Genomic DNA, 17,319 nt, shown 5'->3' with positions numbered 1-17,319 from the left:
ACGTTTGGTTGACAAGTTAATATTTGGAAATGGTAAAATGTACGTAAAATAAAATAATGAGGAAAGTTTTATAACTTACTTTTTACAAGAAACTATATTATAATAGAAGAGAGGTGAAACATATGGAGCATAATTCTTGTTTATGTCCAAAGTTTGAGTCAGCTTTTACTCTGCTTAGTAAGAAGTGGACTGGCTTAATTATTAAATCTTTGCTTGAAGAGTCGAAACGTTTTAGAGAAATCGCAGATATTATCCCAAATATGAGCGATCGTATGTTGTCAGAGCGTTTGAAGGAATTGGAAAGCGAGGGCATTGTAGTTCGTAATGTCTATCCAGAAGTACCAGTTCGAATCGAGTATGGCTTAACTGACAAGGGGAAAGCGTTAGAAAGTGTTATGGATGAGGTCCAAAATTGGGCTGAGAAATGGATGAAGTAGCATTTCATTTGTATTCGTATATTTAATAAAACGTAAGGGATTCCTTACGTTTTTTCTTTGTTTATAGAAGTAAGAAAAGTATGTAAATTTCTACACACACATACAAAAATATACGAATTTTGCGCTAGAGCTACATATAATATTACATTTGTTTTACAAAAACGTAACATTAGCAAAAAAAATCCCGAATTATGGTATAAATTTTATAGGTTATATACGGAAAAAGAAAAAAGAAAGCGGTGTAAAAAATAAAATGAAAAAGCTAAAAATGGCATCTTGCGCATTAGTTGCAGGGTTAATGTTTTCTGGGCTAACACCAAATGTATTTGCAGAAGATAAAATTTCTGACGTGAAATCACAAATTAATACACAAAATGACACTTTACATAAACAACAACAAGAACGTGATGAATTACAAAAGCAAATGAATGACTTAAACAAAACAATTCAAGGTTTAGATAAATCTGTTCAAGAGAATGCTGCAAAGCTTGATGAAACAATGAAAAAAGTTTCTGATACTGAGCAATTAATTGAAAAGAAAAATAAAGATATTGCAGAATTACAAACAAAGATTGCAAAACGTGAAGAGCTATTAAGAAAGCGTTTAGTTGCACTTCAAGAACAACCAAATACGAACGTTGTAACAGAAGTTCTTGTAAACTCTAAAAACGTTGCTGATTTAGTTGATCGTTTAACTTCAGTTTCTAAAATTCTTGAGTCTGATGAAGATATCATGAAAACACAACAAGAAGACCAAGCTAGTGTGAAAAAAGATGTTGCAACGGTAAAAGAGAAACAAAAAGAATTAAAAGAAGCACAAGCTCAAATTGAAACTGCTAAGAAAGAACTTGACGCTGAAAAAGAGAAAAAAGCAACAGCGGTAAACGATTTAAGCGGTAAAATGGATACAGTTGTAACTTCAATGACAAGTACGGAAGGTCAATTGAAAGAGCTTGAGAAACAAGCACTGCAATTACAACGCATTGCAGAAGAAGAAGCACAAGCAAAAGCTGCACAAGAAGCTGCTGCTCAAAAACAAGCAGAGCAAGCTGCTAAAGCTGCGCAAGCTCAACCAGCACAAGCACCTGCAGAGCAAGCTGCACCAGCAAACAATGGTGGACAAGCTCAAAAAGAAGAACCTAAAAAAGAGGAACCAAAAAAAGAAGAGCCTAAGAAAGAAGCACCTAAACAAGAAGAGAAAAAGCCAGCTCCAACACCAGATTCAAATCCGACTCCGGGCGTAATTGGTAAGGCAAAGCAATACTTAGGTATGCCATATGTTTGGGGAAGTGCATCTCCATCAAACGGTGGTTTTGACTGTAGTGGATTCATTTCTTACATTTTTGGTGTAGGTCGTCAAGACGTTAATGGTTACTGGAATTCTGTTTCAAAAGTAAGTAGCCCGCAACCGGGAGACTTAGTATTCTTCCAAGGTACTTATAAAGCAGGTCCATCTCACATCGGTATTTACGTTGGTAATGGCCAAATGATCCATGCTAGTGATAAAGGAATTGCGTACGGTGATATTAACAGTTCGTATAACAAAAAACATTTCTTAGGATACGGTCGATTCTAGGATTTATAAAAGAATAAAACAAGTGTATAAAGTCGATAGCTTACTATTTTATAAGTAGGTTATCGGCTTTTTTGAGTTTTTACGAGATGATGAGAAAGGTTTATAGTAGTGCTGGAGGTGATTGTTGATGGTAGCGGGGAAACAGTTGCTATTAGAAGAACTTTCTTCAGATTTACAGAGGAAATTAAACGATTTGAAAAAGAAGGGAGAGATCGTATGTGTACAAGGTGTAAAAAAGAAGAATTCTAAATATATGTGCCAACGCTGTGGAAATGTAGATCGGCGGCTATTTGCGTCGTTTTTATGTAAAAGGTGCAGTAAAGTGTGCACATATTGCCGGAAGTGTATAACGATGGGGAGAGTAAGTGAATGTACTGTACTTGTTCGCGGGATTGCTGAAAGAAAGAGAGAAAAGAATTCAAATTTGTTACAGTGGAACGGGACGTTGTCTACTGGCCAGAATTTGGCGGCGCAAGGAGTTATAGAGGCTATTAAGCAAAAAGAATCATTTTTTATTTGGGCTGTATGCGGGGCTGGGAAAACAGAGATGTTGTTTTACGGTATTAACGAAGCGCTTCAAAAAGGAGAAAGAGTTTGTATCGCAACGCCAAGAACGGATGTTGTTTTGGAATTAGCACCGAGATTACAAGAAGTATTTCCATATATAAAGGTAGTGGCTTTATATGGAGGGAGTGTAGATAAAGAAAAAGATGCAGTACTAGTCGTTGCGACCACGCATCAATTATTACGTTATTATAGGGCGTTTCATGTCATAGTTGTAGATGAGATAGATGCTTTTCCATATTGTGCAGATCAAATGTTACAGTACGCGGTAAAACAAGCGATGAAAGAAAAAGCGGCGCGTATTTATTTAACTGCGACTCCAGATGAAACGTGGAAGCGAAAATTTAGAAAAGGTGAACAAAAAGGTGTTATTGTTTCTGGACGATATCACCGTCATCCGTTGCCAGTTCCTCTATTTTGCTGGTGCGGAAATTGGAAGAAAAGCCTCAACCGTGAAAGAATTCCTCGAGTTTTACTACAATGGTTAAAGATGTACTTAAACAAAAAGTATCCTGTTTTTTTATTCGTTCCCCATGTACGATATATAGAAGAAATAAGCTCGTTATTGAAATCATTGCATAATAAAGTTGAAGGGGTACATGCAGAAGATCCGATGAGAAAAGAGAAAGTCGCAGCGTTCAGAAAGGGAGAAATCCCATTATTAGTTACAACGACAATTTTAGAGCGAGGCGTAACGGTGAAAAATTTGCAAGTTGCAGTTTTAGGGGCGGAAGAAGAAATATTTTCAGAAAGTGCGCTCGTACAAATTGCGGGCCGAGCAGGGCGGAGCTTTGAAGCACCGTATGGAGAGGTCATTTATTTTCACTATGGCAAGACAGAGGCGATGGTGCGCGCGAAAAAACATATTCAAGGTATGAATAAAAATGCGAAAGAACAAGGATTGATCGATTAATGCATTGTTTACTTTGTGATGAGTGTTTTGTAGAAAAGGTTAGTTGGTACACTTTTTTTGTAAAGTGTCATAGAAAATATATATGTGATAGATGTGAGCAGAAACTTTCCTATATTATAGGAGAAATTTGCATGGAGTGCGGGCGACCTTTAGAATTTGTTCCTGCCTCATTTCAAGAAGACGGTATTTGTATAGATTGTATAAGGTGGATGAAAGAGGAGAAGTATCGTTCTTTTAAAAACCGTTCGTTATATATGTATGATGATGAGATGAAAGAAATAGTAGCGCAGTTTAAGTTTCGGGGGGATGCAGAGTTAGTGCACATTTTTTATCGTTCTTTTCGAAGTTTATTTCAAAAGTGTTTTGCCAATGTTTCAACTGTTATCGCTGTTCCGCTTAGTAAGGAAAGGGAAATTGAACGTGGTTTTAATCAAGCTGAGTTATTAGCAACTTGTTTGCCTGTCAAAATTTCTTATCCATCATTAAGAAGAAGGGAAACAGAAAAGCAAAGTAAGAAGACACGTAAAGAAAGGGTGTCAGGAAGCAATCTTTTTTATTTTCAGGGAGAAGAGATGTTTTCTGGGCAACATATTTTACTCGTTGATGACGTGTATACGACAGGGATTACAGTTAGGCAAATCGGAAGTTTGTTATATGAAAGAGGGGCAAGGGAAGTATCTAGTTTGACACTTTGTAGAAGTTAATATGACAGTGTCGAAAGCGATAATAAAAAGGCGATAAGTCTTCTTTGACTTCATATGTTGTCATTCGTTATAGTCAAAATATGGGGCGAATGCCCTGATTTTTAGAGTGAAGGGAATGGAATGAACATGCAAGGAAGAGTGAAATGGTTCAATGCAGAAAAGGGATTTGGGTTTATTGAGCGTGAAGATGGTGACGATGTATTTGTCCATTTTTCTGCTATTCAACAAGATGGGTATAAGTCATTGGAAGAAGGGCAACAAGTAGAGTTTGACATTGTAGATGGAGCACGTGGACCACAAGCAGCTAATGTTGTGAAACTGTAGGGTATATTGTTTTGGGAAGAGAAAGCTGCGTTTGTGGCAACGTTATATATATGTAGTAGAACCTCTTGTTTTTCGCAAGGGGTATTTGTTATAGGGTAAGTTGTCAAAAAGTTGTTTCTTTTCTGTAACGAATTGTCCACAGAAATATTCGTTATTCACGATGTTAATAGGATAAAATAAAGATAGAAACGATGCATCTTTTCATTTCAACAAAAAACGATAAAAAAATCGCAATTCCACTAATTTTTTTAAAAAAGTTAGAAGGAGTTTTTAAGCCAATGTCGAAATTATAGTACATAGGCTTGAAAGGAGGAATTCATCTATGAAATTCAACATTCGTGGTGAAAATATTGAAGTAACTCCAGCATTAAAGGAATATGTAGAGAAAAAACTAAGTAAGTTAGAGCGTTATTTTGATACATTCCCAGAGATTAAAGTTAATTTAAAAGTATACTCTGACAAGCAACGTGTCGAGGTAACAATTCCATTTACTGATTTATTACTTCGTGCAGAAGAAACTAATAGCGATATGTACGCTGCTATCGATTTAGTAGTTGATAAAATTGAGCGACAAATTCGTAAACATAAAACAAAAGTAAATCGTAAGTTACGTGAGAAAGGTTCTATAAAAACGAACTTTATCCTTCCGGAAGCAGTAGCTGTTTTGGATGAGGTAGAAGAAGATGAATTAGAACTTGTACGTACAAAACGATTCGATTTAAAACCGATGGACGTTGAAGAGGCAATCCTACAAATGGATATGCTAGGACATAATTTCTTCGTCTTCACAAATGCTGATACAAATGAAACTAATGTTGTATATGGCCGTAAAGATGGGAAATACGGTTTAATCGAAACTAAATAATAATTCGAAAGCGCAGCCGAATGAGGCTGCGCTTTTTTTGCTGAAAATAGATTTTTAAAAAACTTTTCTTAATTTAGAACGAGACAATCGGCCGATTGTTGTCATAGTTATAAGACAAGTGTTACAATTATCATTAGGTATATACATTTTAGTTTTTTTAATTAGGAGAAAAATTGGCATAACATACATTTGATTTTTATAACGACTGATTGTAATAGAGAAAAAGAAAAACAATCGGAAGTTTTATTTTAATAAAAAGAGGAGCGTATTTCCTATGATCGGTATTTTAAAAAAGGTGTTTGATGTAAATCAACGCCAAATTAAACGTATGCAAAAGACAGTTGAGCAAATTGATGCATTAGAGTCATCTATTAAGCCACTAACTGATGAACAATTAAAAGGAAAGACGCTTGAATTTAAAGAACGTCTAACAAAAGGTGAAACAGTAGATGATTTACTACCTGAAGCTTTTGCAGTTGTTCGCGAAGCGGCAACTCGTGTTCTTGGAATGCGTCCATATGGCGTACAGTTAATGGGTGGTATTGCCTTACATGAAGGGAATATTTCTGAGATGAAAACGGGTGAAGGTAAGACGTTAACATCTACATTACCTGTATATTTAAATGCTTTAACAGGAAAAGGTGTTCACGTTGTTACAGTCAATGAATATTTAGCACAACGTGATGCGAGCGAAATGGGACAACTTCATGAGTTCCTTGGCTTAACGGTAGGAATTAACTTAAATAGTATGTCACGCGAAGAGAAACAAGAGGCTTATGCTGCTGATATTACGTATAGCACAAATAATGAGCTTGGATTCGATTACTTACGTGATAACATGGTTTTATATAAAGAGCAGTGCGTTCAACGTCCACTTCACTTTGCTATTATCGATGAAGTCGATTCTATTTTAGTCGATGAAGCACGTACGCCGCTTATTATTTCAGGACAAGCTCAAAAATCAACAGAGCTATACATGTTTGCAAATGCATTTGTTCGTACGTTAGAAAATGAAAAAGATTATTCATTTGATGTGAAAACGAAAAATGTAATGCTAACAGAAGATGGTATTACGAAAGCAGAGAAAGCTTTCCATATTGAAAACTTATTCGATTTAAAACATGTAGCACTTCTTCACCATATTAATCAGGGGCTTCGTGCACACGTTGTTATGCATCGTGATACAGATTATGTTGTACAAGAAGGCGAAATCGTAATTGTAGACCAATTCACTGGTCGTCTTATGAAAGGTCGTCGTTATAGCGAAGGATTACACCAAGCGATCGAAGCAAAAGAAGGTGTAGAAATTCAAAATGAAAGCATGACGCTTGCAACAATTACATTCCAGAACTACTTCCGTATGTATGAAAAATTATCTGGTATGACTGGTACAGCGAAAACAGAGGAAGAGGAATTCCGTAACATTTACAATATGAACGTTATTGTAATTCCGACAAACAAACCGATTATTCGTGATGATCGTGCCGATTTAATCTTTAAATCAATGGAAGGTAAGTTCAATGCTGTTGTTGAGGATATTGTAAATCGTCATAAAAAAGGACAACCTGTTCTTGTAGGTACAGTTGCAATTGAAACTTCAGAGCTTATTTCAAAAATGTTAACGCGTAAAGGTGTACGTCATAACATCTTAAATGCGAAAAACCATGCTCGTGAAGCAGATATCATTGCAGAGGCTGGTATTAAAGGTGCTGTAACAATCGCGACGAACATGGCAGGTCGTGGTACAGATATTAAGCTTGGAGACGATGTGAAAAACGTTGGTTTAGCAGTTATCGGTACAGAGCGTCACGAAAGTCGTCGTATTGATAATCAGTTACGTGGTCGTGCTGGTCGTCAAGGGGACCCTGGTGTTACGCAGTTCTACTTATCGATGGAAGATGAATTAATGCGCCGATTTGGTTCAGATAATATGAAAGCAATGATGGACCGCCTTGGTATGGATGATTCTCAGCCGATTGAAAGTAAAATGGTTTCTCGTGCGGTAGAATCTGCACAAAAACGTGTTGAAGGAAATAACTATGATGCACGTAAGCAGTTACTGCAATATGATGATGTACTTCGTCAGCAACGTGAAGTTATTTACAAACAGCGTCAAGAGGTAATGGAGTCTGACAACTTACGCGGCATTATTGAAGGTATGATGAAATCTACAGTAGAACGTGCTGTTGCTCTTCATACACAAGAGGAAATTGAAGAAGATTGGAACATTAAAGGTCTTGTTGACTACTTAAATACAAACCTTCTTCAAGACGGAGATGTAAAAGAAGAAGAATTACGTCGCCTTGCTCCTGAGGAAATGAGCGAGCCAATTATTGCGAAATTAATTGAGCGATACAATGAAAAAGAAAAGCTTATGCCAGAAGAGCAAATGCGTGAGTTTGAGAAGGTTGTTGTATTCCGCGTTGTAGATACGAAATGGACAGAGCATATTGATGCGATGGATCACCTTCGTGAAGGTATTCATTTACGTGCTTACGGTCAAATCGATCCACTTCGTGAGTACCAAATGGAAGGGTTCGCGATGTTCGAGTCAATGGTTGCTTCTATTGAAGAGGAAATTTCTCGTTACATTATGAAAGCTGAAATTGAACAAAACTTAGAACGTCAAGAAGTTGTTCAAGGTGAAGCTGTTCATCCTTCTAGCGATGGCGAAGAAGCAAAGAAAAAGCCAGTTGTAAAAGGTGACCAAGTGGGCCGCAACGATTTATGTAAATGTGGTAGTGGTAAAAAATATAAAAACTGCTGTGGTATCGTTCAGTAATATAGGACGGTAGCTTTGGCTGTTTTGCAAACTTTTATATCAAAAATGTATAATTAAGAAGGATTAAACTCTCTCCGTAATAAGTGGAGAGAGTTTCCCTTGTTTTCATACGAAAGTAACAGCAATTACATAGAGGTGAAGGAAATGGAATTAGTAGAAATTAGACAGGAATTAGAGAAAATGGCTAAGCGATTAGCGGCTTTTAGGGGGTCTCTTTGACCTCCCTACTAAGGAGAAACAAATTGCAGAATTAGAAGAGAAAATGATGGGCGCAGGATTTTGGGATGACCAACAAGGAGCACAAGCTGTAATTAATGAAGCGAATGCGTTAAAAGATATGGTTGGAAAGTTCCGTCAGTTAGATGAGACGTTCGAAAATTTAGAAATCACGCATGAGCTTTTAAAAGAAGAGTATGATGAAGATTTACATGAGGAATTAGAATCAGAAGTAAAAGGCTTAATTCAAGAAATGAATGAGTATGAGCTTCAGTTACTATTAAGTGATCCTTATGATAAAAATAATGCGATTTTAGAATTACATCCAGGTGCAGGTGGAACTGAGTCACAAGACTGGGGTTCTATGCTATTACGTATGTACACACGCTGGGCTGAAAAACGCGGATTCAAAGTAGAAACGGTTGACTATTTACCAGGTGATGAAGCTGGTATTAAGAGTGTAACTTTATTAATTAAAGGTCATAACGCTTACGGTTACTTAAAAGCAGAGAAAGGTGTACATCGTCTTGTACGTATTTCACCATTCGATTCTTCAGGGCGTCGTCATACATCATTCGTATCTTGTGAAGTTGTACCAGAGTTCAATGATGAAGTTGAAATCGAAGTACGTACAGAAGATTTAAAAATTGATACGTACCGAGCAAGTGGAGCTGGTGGACAGCACGTAAATACGACAGATTCAGCAGTTCGTATTACACATACACCGACAAATACGGTTGTAACATGTCAGTCGGAGCGTTCTCAAATTAAAAACCGTGAGCATGCGATGAAAATGTTAAAAGCGAAATTATATCAAAAGAAACTAGAAGAGCAACAAGCAGAATTAGATGAAATTCGCGGAGAGCAAAAAGAAATCGGATGGGGTAGCCAAATCCGTTCTTACGTATTCCACCCGTATTCTCTTGTAAAAGACCATCGTACAAATACGGAGGTTGGTAACGTACAAGCTGTTATGGATGGAGAGATTGATCCATTTATTGATGCTTACTTACGTTCTCGCATCTAATAAGCGAAAAAAAGCCAACGAAATTGTTGGCGCATGCTGAGGACAATAGAGGATATAAAGAATTTGATTTTATTTTTATAGATGAAGTAAAGAGGAAGAGAAGTTGGAAACGACAACTTCTCTTTTTGATGGGATTATATGTAGATTACAATGCTGTATATTGTTTTGTAAAAAGTAGAGAATAGTAAAATAGAGCGGTAATATGGTAAAGATTTATATAGAACTTTCTAATTTTCCTTTTAAAAAGGATGCTTTATAGGAGTTTTTTAAGTTGTTCACAGAATTGAAACAACTTATGAAAGCATTATTTTATCAAGGTTCTCACTGTATTTTTGAGGAATATGAAATACACCTTAGTTTTTCTATATAAAGATAATGCTTATAATGAAAATGAGTGTGTTATGAATAAAAAGAATATCAACAATGGGGAGCGATAGAAGTGAAAAAGAAATTGTTGGCTATTGCGCTAGGGACATCGGTTGTTTTTGCTTTAGGAGCATGCGGAAATAAAGAAGAGAGTAAGTCTTCGAAACAGTCTGCAAGCACAGACAGCGCAGAACAAATTTTCCAAAGAAGTTGTGCGGGATGTCACGCAACAGATTTATCAGGGGCAACTGGACCTGATTTAAGAAAAGTAGGCGGTAAGTACGACGCTGCAGATATCGAAGAGATTATTAAAAAAGGCCGCGGTTCAATGTCACCAGGACTTATTCAAGGTGAAGATGCGAAAAAAGTGTCTGAATGGTTAGCTGAACATAAATAAAAAAGGTGAAATGGACGAGTTGATAATATAGTCAACTCGTTTTCCTTTTTTCTGGTATGTAACATAACTGTAACAAAAATGTATCCAAATTGGAAACCGTTTGATGTTACAATGAGGTTTGTAGAATTTTGCTGAAATATATTACATAGAGTGGTATTGCTTATGAGAAAGCATAAGTAAACTATCTTCAACAAGGATGACTAAATGAAAATGAAGAATGTCTTTTGTTTTCAGATGTACAGAAAAGTATTTCGAAAAAAATCATTAAGTATTGGGTGATAAATAATGATAAAAATGACGAATGTTTATAAGGAGTACCCGAATGGTATGAAAGCCATTGCTGGTCTTACAGTTAACATTAAACAAGGTGAATTCGTATACGTAGTTGGACCGAGTGGAGCCGGAAAATCTACATTTATTAAAATGATGTATCGTGAAGAGAAACCATCTACAGGATCTATTAATGTAAATGGACTTACTATCGAAACATTGGCAGAAAGAGATGTTCCGTATTTCCGTCGTCAATTAGGCGTGATTTTCCAAGATTTCAAATTGCTACCTAAATTAACGGTATATGAGAATGTTTCGTTTGCTTTAGAAGTAATTGAAGAAGAACCGGATGCAATTCGTGAGCGTGTAACAGAAGTTCTAGGTCTTGTAGGCCTTGAAGATCGTGCAGACGCACTTCCAAGTGAGCTTTCGGGCGGGGAGCAACAACGTGTGGCTATTGCAAGAGCAATTGTAAATAGACCAAAGGTTGTAATTGCCGATGAGCCAACAGGTAACTTAGATATTGAAACAGCTCTTGATATTATGAATATTTTTACTCGCATTAATGAGCGCGGCACAACGATTGTTATGGCGACGCATAATGCAGATATCGTAAATACAATCCGTCATCGTGTAATCGCGATTGAAGGCGGAAAAATTGTTCGAGATGAGATTGAGGGAGGATACGGATATGAAGGCTAAGACCCTTAGTCGACATTTGCGAGAAGGTGTAAAGAATCTATCACGTAACGGATGGATGACATTTGCTTCTGTTAGTGCAGTAACAGTTACATTATTACTTGTAGGTGTCTTTTTAACAGCGATTATGAATATGAACCATTTTGCGACGAAAGTAGAGCAAGATGTAGAGATTCGTGTACACATTGATCCAGCTGCAAAAGAAGCGGATCAAAAGAAATTAGAAGAAGATATGAGTAAGATTGCAAAAGTAGATTCTATTAAATATTCTTCTAAAGAAGAAGAGTTAAAACGTTTAATTAAAAGCTTAGGTGATAGTGGAAAAACGTTTGAGTTATTTGAACAAGATAACCCACTTAAAAACGTATTCGTTGTAAAAGCGAAAGAACCAACCGATACAGCGACAATCGCGAAGAAGGTTGAAAAAATGCAGTTTGTTAGTAATGTTCAGTACGGAAAAGGGCAAGTTGAACGATTATTTGATACTGTAAAAACTGGTCGTAACATTGGGATTGCGTTAATTGCTGGTCTTTTATTCACAGCGATGTTCTTAATCTCTAATACAATTAAAATTACAATTTATGCTCGTAGTACAGAAATTGAAATTATGAAACTTGTTGGTGCAACAAACTGGTTTATTCGTTGGCCATTCTTGCTAGAGGGATTATTCTTAGGAGTATTAGGATCAATTATTCCAATTGGCCTAATTCTAATTACGTATAATTCGTTGCAAGGTGTGTTTAATGAAAAACTTGGCGGAACAATTTTCGAGCTTCTACCATACAGTCCATTCGTATTCCAATTAGCTGGTTTACTAGTGTTAATCGGTGCTTTAATCGGTATGTGGGGAAGTGTAATGTCAATTCGTCGCTTCTTAAAAGTATAAAAAGTTGCAAACATAATTCGTACAAGCTTATCATATAGTAGAAATAGGTAAAGGCATCACACACTGTGTGATGCCTTTTGCTACACCACCTGTGTGTTTTGGAAAGGGGAATTCCGCATTGAAACGTAGAGTTGCAATTATTGGAATGGTTGTTGCATTTTTAATTGGTGCTGGCGGAATGTTTGCAGGCATGTCTGTATTTGGGGTTAACCCATCAGAAGTAACGCAAACAATTTCGAGTGGGAATGCTAGCACTGCGCAAGGGAATTTGGCAAAAATTAATGAGGCGTATGCACTAATTGATTCACGTTATGTGGAAGACGTGAAAGATGAAAAGTTAGTTGAAGGTGCAATACAAGGTATGTTGTCTACGCTGAAGGACCCTTATTCCACGTATATGGATAAAGAAACAGCCAAACAGTTTAGTGAATCGCTTGATCCCGAATTAGAGGGGATTGGGGCTGAGGTGAACAAGACGGACGGTAAGCTTATTATCGTATCGCCAATTAAAGGTTCACCAGCAGAAAAGATAGGAATTAAACCGAATGACCAAATTTTATCTGTAGATGGAAACAGTGTGAAAGACTTATCACGTGAAGAAGCAGTATTAAAAATTCGTGGTAAAAAGGGAACGACTGTCGCAATTGAAATTAAACGCGCGGGAGTAACTGATCCGATTGTATTTAAAATTAAGCGTGAAAAGATTCCGATCTTTACAGTGTTTAGTTCTGTGAAGCAAGAGAGCGGAAAAGATATCGGTTATATGCAAATCACGTCTTTTGCTGAAAATACAGCGAAAGAATTTAAGGATCAGTTAAAAGAGTTAGAGAAGAAAAATATAAAAGGCTTAGTTATTGACGTGCGTGGTAATCCTGGTGGCTACTTAAATAGTGTAGAAGATATACTAGGGGAAATTATGACGAATAAAAAGCCGATGCTACAAGTAGAGCAGCGAAATGGTGAGAAGAAGAAATTCTCTACGGAACTGAAAGAGAGAAAACCATATCCAATTTCAGTATTAATTGATAATGGAAGTGCTTCTGCTTCAGAGATTTTAGCAGGTGCGTTAAAAGAAGGAGAAGGATACGATTTAATTGGTGAAAAGACATTTGGTAAAGGTACTGTCCAGCAAGCTGTTCCATTTAAAGACGGCAGCAACATTAAATTAACGATGTTTAAATGGTTAACACCGGATGGGAACTGGATTCATAAAAAAGGAATCGCGCCAACAGTAGAAGTGAAGCAACCAAATTATTATCATTCGACACCAATTCAAATTGAAAAAACACTTTCATACAATTCAAATGATGTACAAGTAAAACATGCTCAGGAAATGCTTAAGAGCTTAGGTTATGTACCAGGTCGTGAAGATGGATACTTTAGTAAAGAGACAGAATCGGCTCTGAAAGCATTCCAAAATGCAAATGAAATGGAAGCGACAGGACAGCTTGATAAAAAGACAGCTGAAGCGATTCAAACTAAAATTATCGAAAAAATCCGTTCTGGAGAAAATGATCTACAATTACAGTCAGCATTAAAATTAATGGCAAAATAAGAAGAAATACAGGCAGTTTGCTGCCTGTATTTTTTTGTGTTAAACAAACGTTTGTTTAGTTATGATAATATAAAAAGAAAGAATGATATAAATGGTGGTGAATGGGTTCATGGAGGCATGGATTTTTGAAATAATGCGGGCAGTTGGACGTTTTTTCTTACACCCTGCTGTCTATATATTTGTAATAAGTAGTATCTTCGTTGGATACTTACGTATGTTAAGAGAACGAAAAGATTTTTCTTTTAAAGTTTATGATATTTGGTTTGAACTGCGAACCTCTCTATTTGCAGGGATTGGATACGGATTAGTAGTATCTATTATTACGATTGGGCTTGGACTTGTTGTTTCTAAAGCAAGCTTATGGGCCATTTTAATTTGGACGTTACTATTTGGATTAACGGCTATGTATCGATGTTTATCGGCGGCTTATACATTTAGCATTGCGATCGTATGTGTTCTATTATCTTCTAAGCTACCAGTTTCCTTTTTACAGCTTCGAGAAGGTGAAGAGAGTACCATTGTATCCCTTGTTATTTTACTAGGCGTTATGCTTATTGTAGAAGGCTTATTGATTTCTAAAAATGCAGTAGGATATTCGACGCCGAGGATTAGGCAGGGGAAGCGTGGATTAAAGATTGGTTTACACGAATCAAAGCGTTTATGGATCGTTCCTATTTTTATTCTTGTACCGGGTGATGCGGTAACGCAGTTTATTTCATGGTGGCCTGTCGTTTCAATAGGTTCAAATACATATTCTCTATTCCTCGTTCCATTTTTAATTGGATTTATGAGAAATATTAAAAGTTATGAGCCGACGGAAGCTTTATTATTTACAGGAAGACGTGTTTATGGGTTAGCAGGACTTGTGCTCGTTTTAGGAATCGCAAGTTACTGGTGGCACGTACTTGCAATTATCGCGATGGGAGTCGCTATGCTTGGGCGTTTCACAATTTCGATGCAAGAAAAAATTGCCGATGAAACAAGACCAGCGTATTTTGCTGCACGCAATGATGGGCTCGTTGTACTAGATACAATTCCAAATACAATTGGAGCAGAGCTGAAATTACTGCCTGGAGAAATTATTACGAAAGTAAATGGAGTCATTCCAAAAAGCGCCGAGGAATTTTATGATGCGCTTCAAACGAAGACGACAGGAGCATTTTGTAAATTAGAAGTATTAGATACAAATGGTGAGCTTCGTCTTGCACAAACTGCATTATATGCTGGTGGACATCACGAATTAGGTATTGTATTCGTTGAACAGGAGCATGAGTGGGATTCGGAAGCGATGTAATAGAAGGAATGGTATCACCTTGTGGTGGTACCTTTTTTGTTTTTGGGGGATGGGAGAGTAGTTAGTAAATGAAATTTATATCGGCGATTTTCCGAATATATCAGCGCAACTTGAAATATATCGGTGATTTTGCAAATATATCAGCGCAACTCGAAATATATCGGCGATTATTCGAATATATCGACTTTCCAGCAAAAAACGACAACTATCGCAAAGCTTATTTTCAGTTTCATAGACGGATAACTTGAATAATTATTTGATAATGGTTATCATTTAGGGAGTCTTTTTAATTTTGGAAAATGGAGGTAAAATATGCTGCGTAAATTTTTCTCGTACTATAAACCGTATAAAGGTTTATTTATACTCGACTTTTCTTGTGCGGTTGTCGCAGGATTATTAGAACTCGGCTTCCCGCTTATCGTAAATCAATTTATTGATAAGTTATTGCCAGGGCAAAACTGGACGCTTATTTTATGGGCTTGTTTCGGTTTACTCGCAGTTTATATGTTAAATGCAGGCTTACAATATGTCGTTACATATTGGGGACATATGCTTGGTGTTAACATTGAAACAGATATGAGGCAGAAATTATTTGATCATATTCAAAAGCTATCATTCAGATTTTTTGATAATAATAAAACAGGTCATTTAATTTCACGCCTTACAAACGATTTAATGGAAATTGGGGAAATTGCTCACCATGGACCAGAAGATTTATTTATCGCCGTAATGACTTTAGTTGGGGCATTCTCATTTATGATGATGATCAACTGGAAGTTAGCGTTATTAACGTTCTTCGTCATTCCATTCCTATTATGGTTAGCGCTGTACTTCAATAAAAAAATGACAGGTACATTTAGACGTTTATTCTCAGATGTTGCTGATTTTAATGCATGCATTGAGAACAATGTAGGGGGCATTCGTGTTGTACAAGCATTCGGAAATGAAAAGTTTGAGAAAGAGCAATTCGCTGTGAACAACGCTCGTTTCCGTACAACGAAATTAATGGCGTATAAAATTATGGCTTTAAATTCATCGATTAGTTATATGCTCATGCGTCTCGTAACGCTCTTCGTATTAATATGCGGTACATGGTTTGTTCTGCAAGGAGAATTAACATACGGTGGATTTATCGGATTCGTTCTATTAACGAATATTTTCTTCCGTCCAATTGAAAAAATTAACGCGGTAATCGAAAGCTATCCGAAAGGAATCGCTGGTTTTAAAAGGTATGTAGAGCTTCTTGAAACAGAGCCTGACATTGTAGACTCTAAAGATGCAATGGAAGTTAAACAGGTACATGGTGATATTCAATATAACAACATTACGTTCGGATATGAAAATAAAGAACCGATTTTAAATGACATTAGTTTGAACATACATGCAGGTGAAACGGTTGCGTTCGTTGGACCATCAGGAGCAGGGAAAACGACGTTATGTAGCCTATTACCACGTTTTTATGAGCAATCATCTGGATCAATTCAAATTGATGGTATTGATACGAAAGATATGACATTATCTTCACTTCGTAAGCAAATTGGAATTGTGCAGCAAGATGTGTTCTTATTCTCAGGAACAATTCGTGAAAATATTGCTTACGGCAATTTAAAGGCGTCAGAGGCTGAAATTTGGCAGGCAGTAAAACGTGCGCAGTTAGAAGACTTAATTTACTCACAACCAGACGGTTTAGATACTGTTATCGGTGAGCGTGGTGTAAAACTTTCTGGTGGACAGAAGCAGCGTCTAGCAATTGCTCGTATGTTCTTGAAAAACCCGCCAATTTTAATATTGGATGAAGCAACTTCTGCGTTAGATACAGAGACGGAACTTGCGATTCAAAAATCGCTTGCGGAGCTATCTGTTGGTCGTACAACATTAGTTATCGCTCACAGACTAGCAACGATTAAAAATGCAGATCGCATCGTCGTTGTAAATAAAGATGGTATTGCAGAACAAGGTTCACATAATGAATTAATTGAGCAAGGCGGAGGGTACAGTAGGTTATACGAAGCTCAGTTTAGTTCGTAAATATAATTTGTACAGAATTAGTGCACCATAAGTAGGTAAAAATCTCATATGGGAGGCTATAAAGTATGATTGTAACAACAACGTCTACAATTCAAGGAAAAGAAATTATTGAGTATATCGATATTGTCAATGGAGAAGCGATTATGGGTGCGAATATCGTTCGTGACCTTTTCGCCTCCGTCCGTGACGTTGTCGGCGGTCGTGCGGGTGCTTATGAAAGTAAATTAAAAGAAGCACGCGACATCGCAATGGAAGAGATGAAAACTTTCGCAAGACAAAAAAATGCAAATGCAATTGTTGGTATCGACGTGGATTACGAGGTAGTTCGCGAAGGAATGCTAATGGTTGCTGTGAGCGGGACTGCTGTCCGTATCTAAAGTGAGAAGCCGTGCTGATGTGAACTGCACCCCAATTGT

The 17,319-nt window shown here is 36.9% G+C and carries 15 protein-coding genes; all 15 read left to right on the top strand.

All coding sequences use genetic code 11. The features are described 5' to 3' along the window. Positions 1–122 precede the first annotated feature (122 nt). The 15 genes from DN401_RS14965 (at position 123) to DN401_RS14890 (ending at position 17,280) form a co-directional block, all read left to right on the top strand. Positions 123–437, top strand: coding sequence for a winged helix-turn-helix transcriptional regulator (locus DN401_RS14965; protein WP_000400857.1), 315 nt, complete (start codon positions 123–125; stop codon positions 435–437). Between the two features lie 148 nt (positions 438–585). After that, positions 586–2,013 (top strand): C40 family peptidase, encoded by a 1,428-nt coding sequence (locus DN401_RS14960; protein WP_000499474.1) that lies wholly within the window; start codon positions 586–588, stop codon positions 2,011–2,013. Positions 2,014–2,140: 127 nt separating this feature from the next. Continuing rightward, on the top strand, positions 2,141–3,490 hold the full coding sequence (comFA, locus tag DN401_RS14955) for an ATP-dependent helicase ComFA (protein WP_000225362.1): 1,350 nt from the start codon (positions 2,141–2,143) through the stop codon (positions 3,488–3,490). Then, positions 3,490–4,194 (top strand): ComF family protein, encoded by a 705-nt coding sequence (locus DN401_RS14950; RefSeq protein ID WP_149287824.1) that lies wholly within the window; start codon positions 3,490–3,492, stop codon positions 4,192–4,194. Before comFA ends, DN401_RS14950 begins: the two co-directional genes overlap by 1 nt. Before the next feature lie 126 nt (positions 4,195–4,320). Further along, entirely contained in the window at positions 4,321–4,518 is a 198-nt protein-coding gene (cspC, locus tag DN401_RS14945) for a cold shock protein CspC (RefSeq protein WP_001990088.1), read from the top strand. A 322-nt stretch (positions 4,519–4,840) separates the two neighbouring features. Then, positions 4,841–5,383, top strand: coding sequence for a ribosome hibernation-promoting factor, HPF/YfiA family (gene hpf / locus DN401_RS14940; RefSeq protein ID WP_000671185.1), 543 nt, complete (start codon positions 4,841–4,843; stop codon positions 5,381–5,383). A 274-nt stretch (positions 5,384–5,657) separates the two neighbouring features. Continuing rightward, the gene (gene secA / locus DN401_RS14935; RefSeq protein ID WP_000579385.1) at positions 5,658–8,165 is read left to right on the top strand and encodes a preprotein translocase subunit SecA; all 2,508 of its coding nucleotides are present in this window, start codon (positions 5,658–5,660) and stop codon (positions 8,163–8,165) included. Between the two features lie 144 nt (positions 8,166–8,309). Further along, positions 8,310–9,408, top strand: a protein-coding gene (prfB, locus tag DN401_RS14930) for a peptide chain release factor 2 (RefSeq protein WP_096001716.1) whose coding sequence is annotated in 2 segments (ribosomal slippage) — positions 8,310–8,381 and positions 8,383–9,408 — 1,098 coding nt in all. Because the reading frame shifts where the segments join, the coding sequence is not laid out codon by codon here. A gap of 439 nt (positions 9,409–9,847) precedes the next feature. Next, a complete protein-coding gene (gene cccB, locus DN401_RS14925; RefSeq protein WP_000727971.1) occupies positions 9,848–10,171 on the top strand; it encodes a cytochrome c551 in 324 nt (107 codons plus the stop codon). 285 nt (positions 10,172–10,456) lie between these two features. Further along, positions 10,457–11,143, top strand: coding sequence for a cell division ATP-binding protein FtsE (gene ftsE, locus DN401_RS14915; protein ID WP_000594321.1), 687 nt, complete (start codon positions 10,457–10,459; stop codon positions 11,141–11,143). Then, positions 11,133–12,026, top strand: coding sequence for a permease-like cell division protein FtsX (gene ftsX / locus DN401_RS14910; RefSeq protein WP_000645027.1), 894 nt, complete (start codon positions 11,133–11,135; stop codon positions 12,024–12,026). The genes ftsE and ftsX overlap by 11 nt, the downstream gene beginning before the upstream one ends. Before the next feature lie 118 nt (positions 12,027–12,144). Further along, entirely contained in the window at positions 12,145–13,581 is a 1,437-nt protein-coding gene (locus tag DN401_RS14905) for a S41 family peptidase (protein ID WP_000830314.1), read from the top strand. Between the two features lie 109 nt (positions 13,582–13,690). Beyond that, positions 13,691–14,875 carry a PDZ domain-containing protein gene (locus tag DN401_RS14900; protein ID WP_000388603.1) on the top strand — a complete coding sequence of 395 codons (1,185 nt, stop codon included), beginning with the start codon at positions 13,691–13,693 and terminating at the stop codon, positions 14,873–14,875. 312 nt (positions 14,876–15,187) lie between these two features. After that, complete coding sequence (locus DN401_RS14895) at positions 15,188–16,903, top strand: ABC transporter ATP-binding protein (protein WP_149287823.1); 1,716 nt, start codon at positions 15,188–15,190, stop codon at positions 16,901–16,903. Between the two features lie 65 nt (positions 16,904–16,968). Continuing rightward, the gene (locus DN401_RS14890; protein ID WP_000637523.1) at positions 16,969–17,280 is read left to right on the top strand and encodes a heavy metal-binding domain-containing protein; all 312 of its coding nucleotides are present in this window, start codon (positions 16,969–16,971) and stop codon (positions 17,278–17,280) included. Positions 17,281–17,319: the final 39 nt, after the last annotated feature.

Origin of the sequence: Bacillus sp. BF2-3 (assembly GCF_008368795.1) — a bacterium.
Lineage (GTDB): Bacteria > Bacillota > Bacilli > Bacillales > Bacillaceae_G > Bacillus_A > Bacillus_A cereus.
Note: the sequence above shows the minus strand (reverse complement) of the source record. Positions and strands in the feature narration are given on the sequence as shown.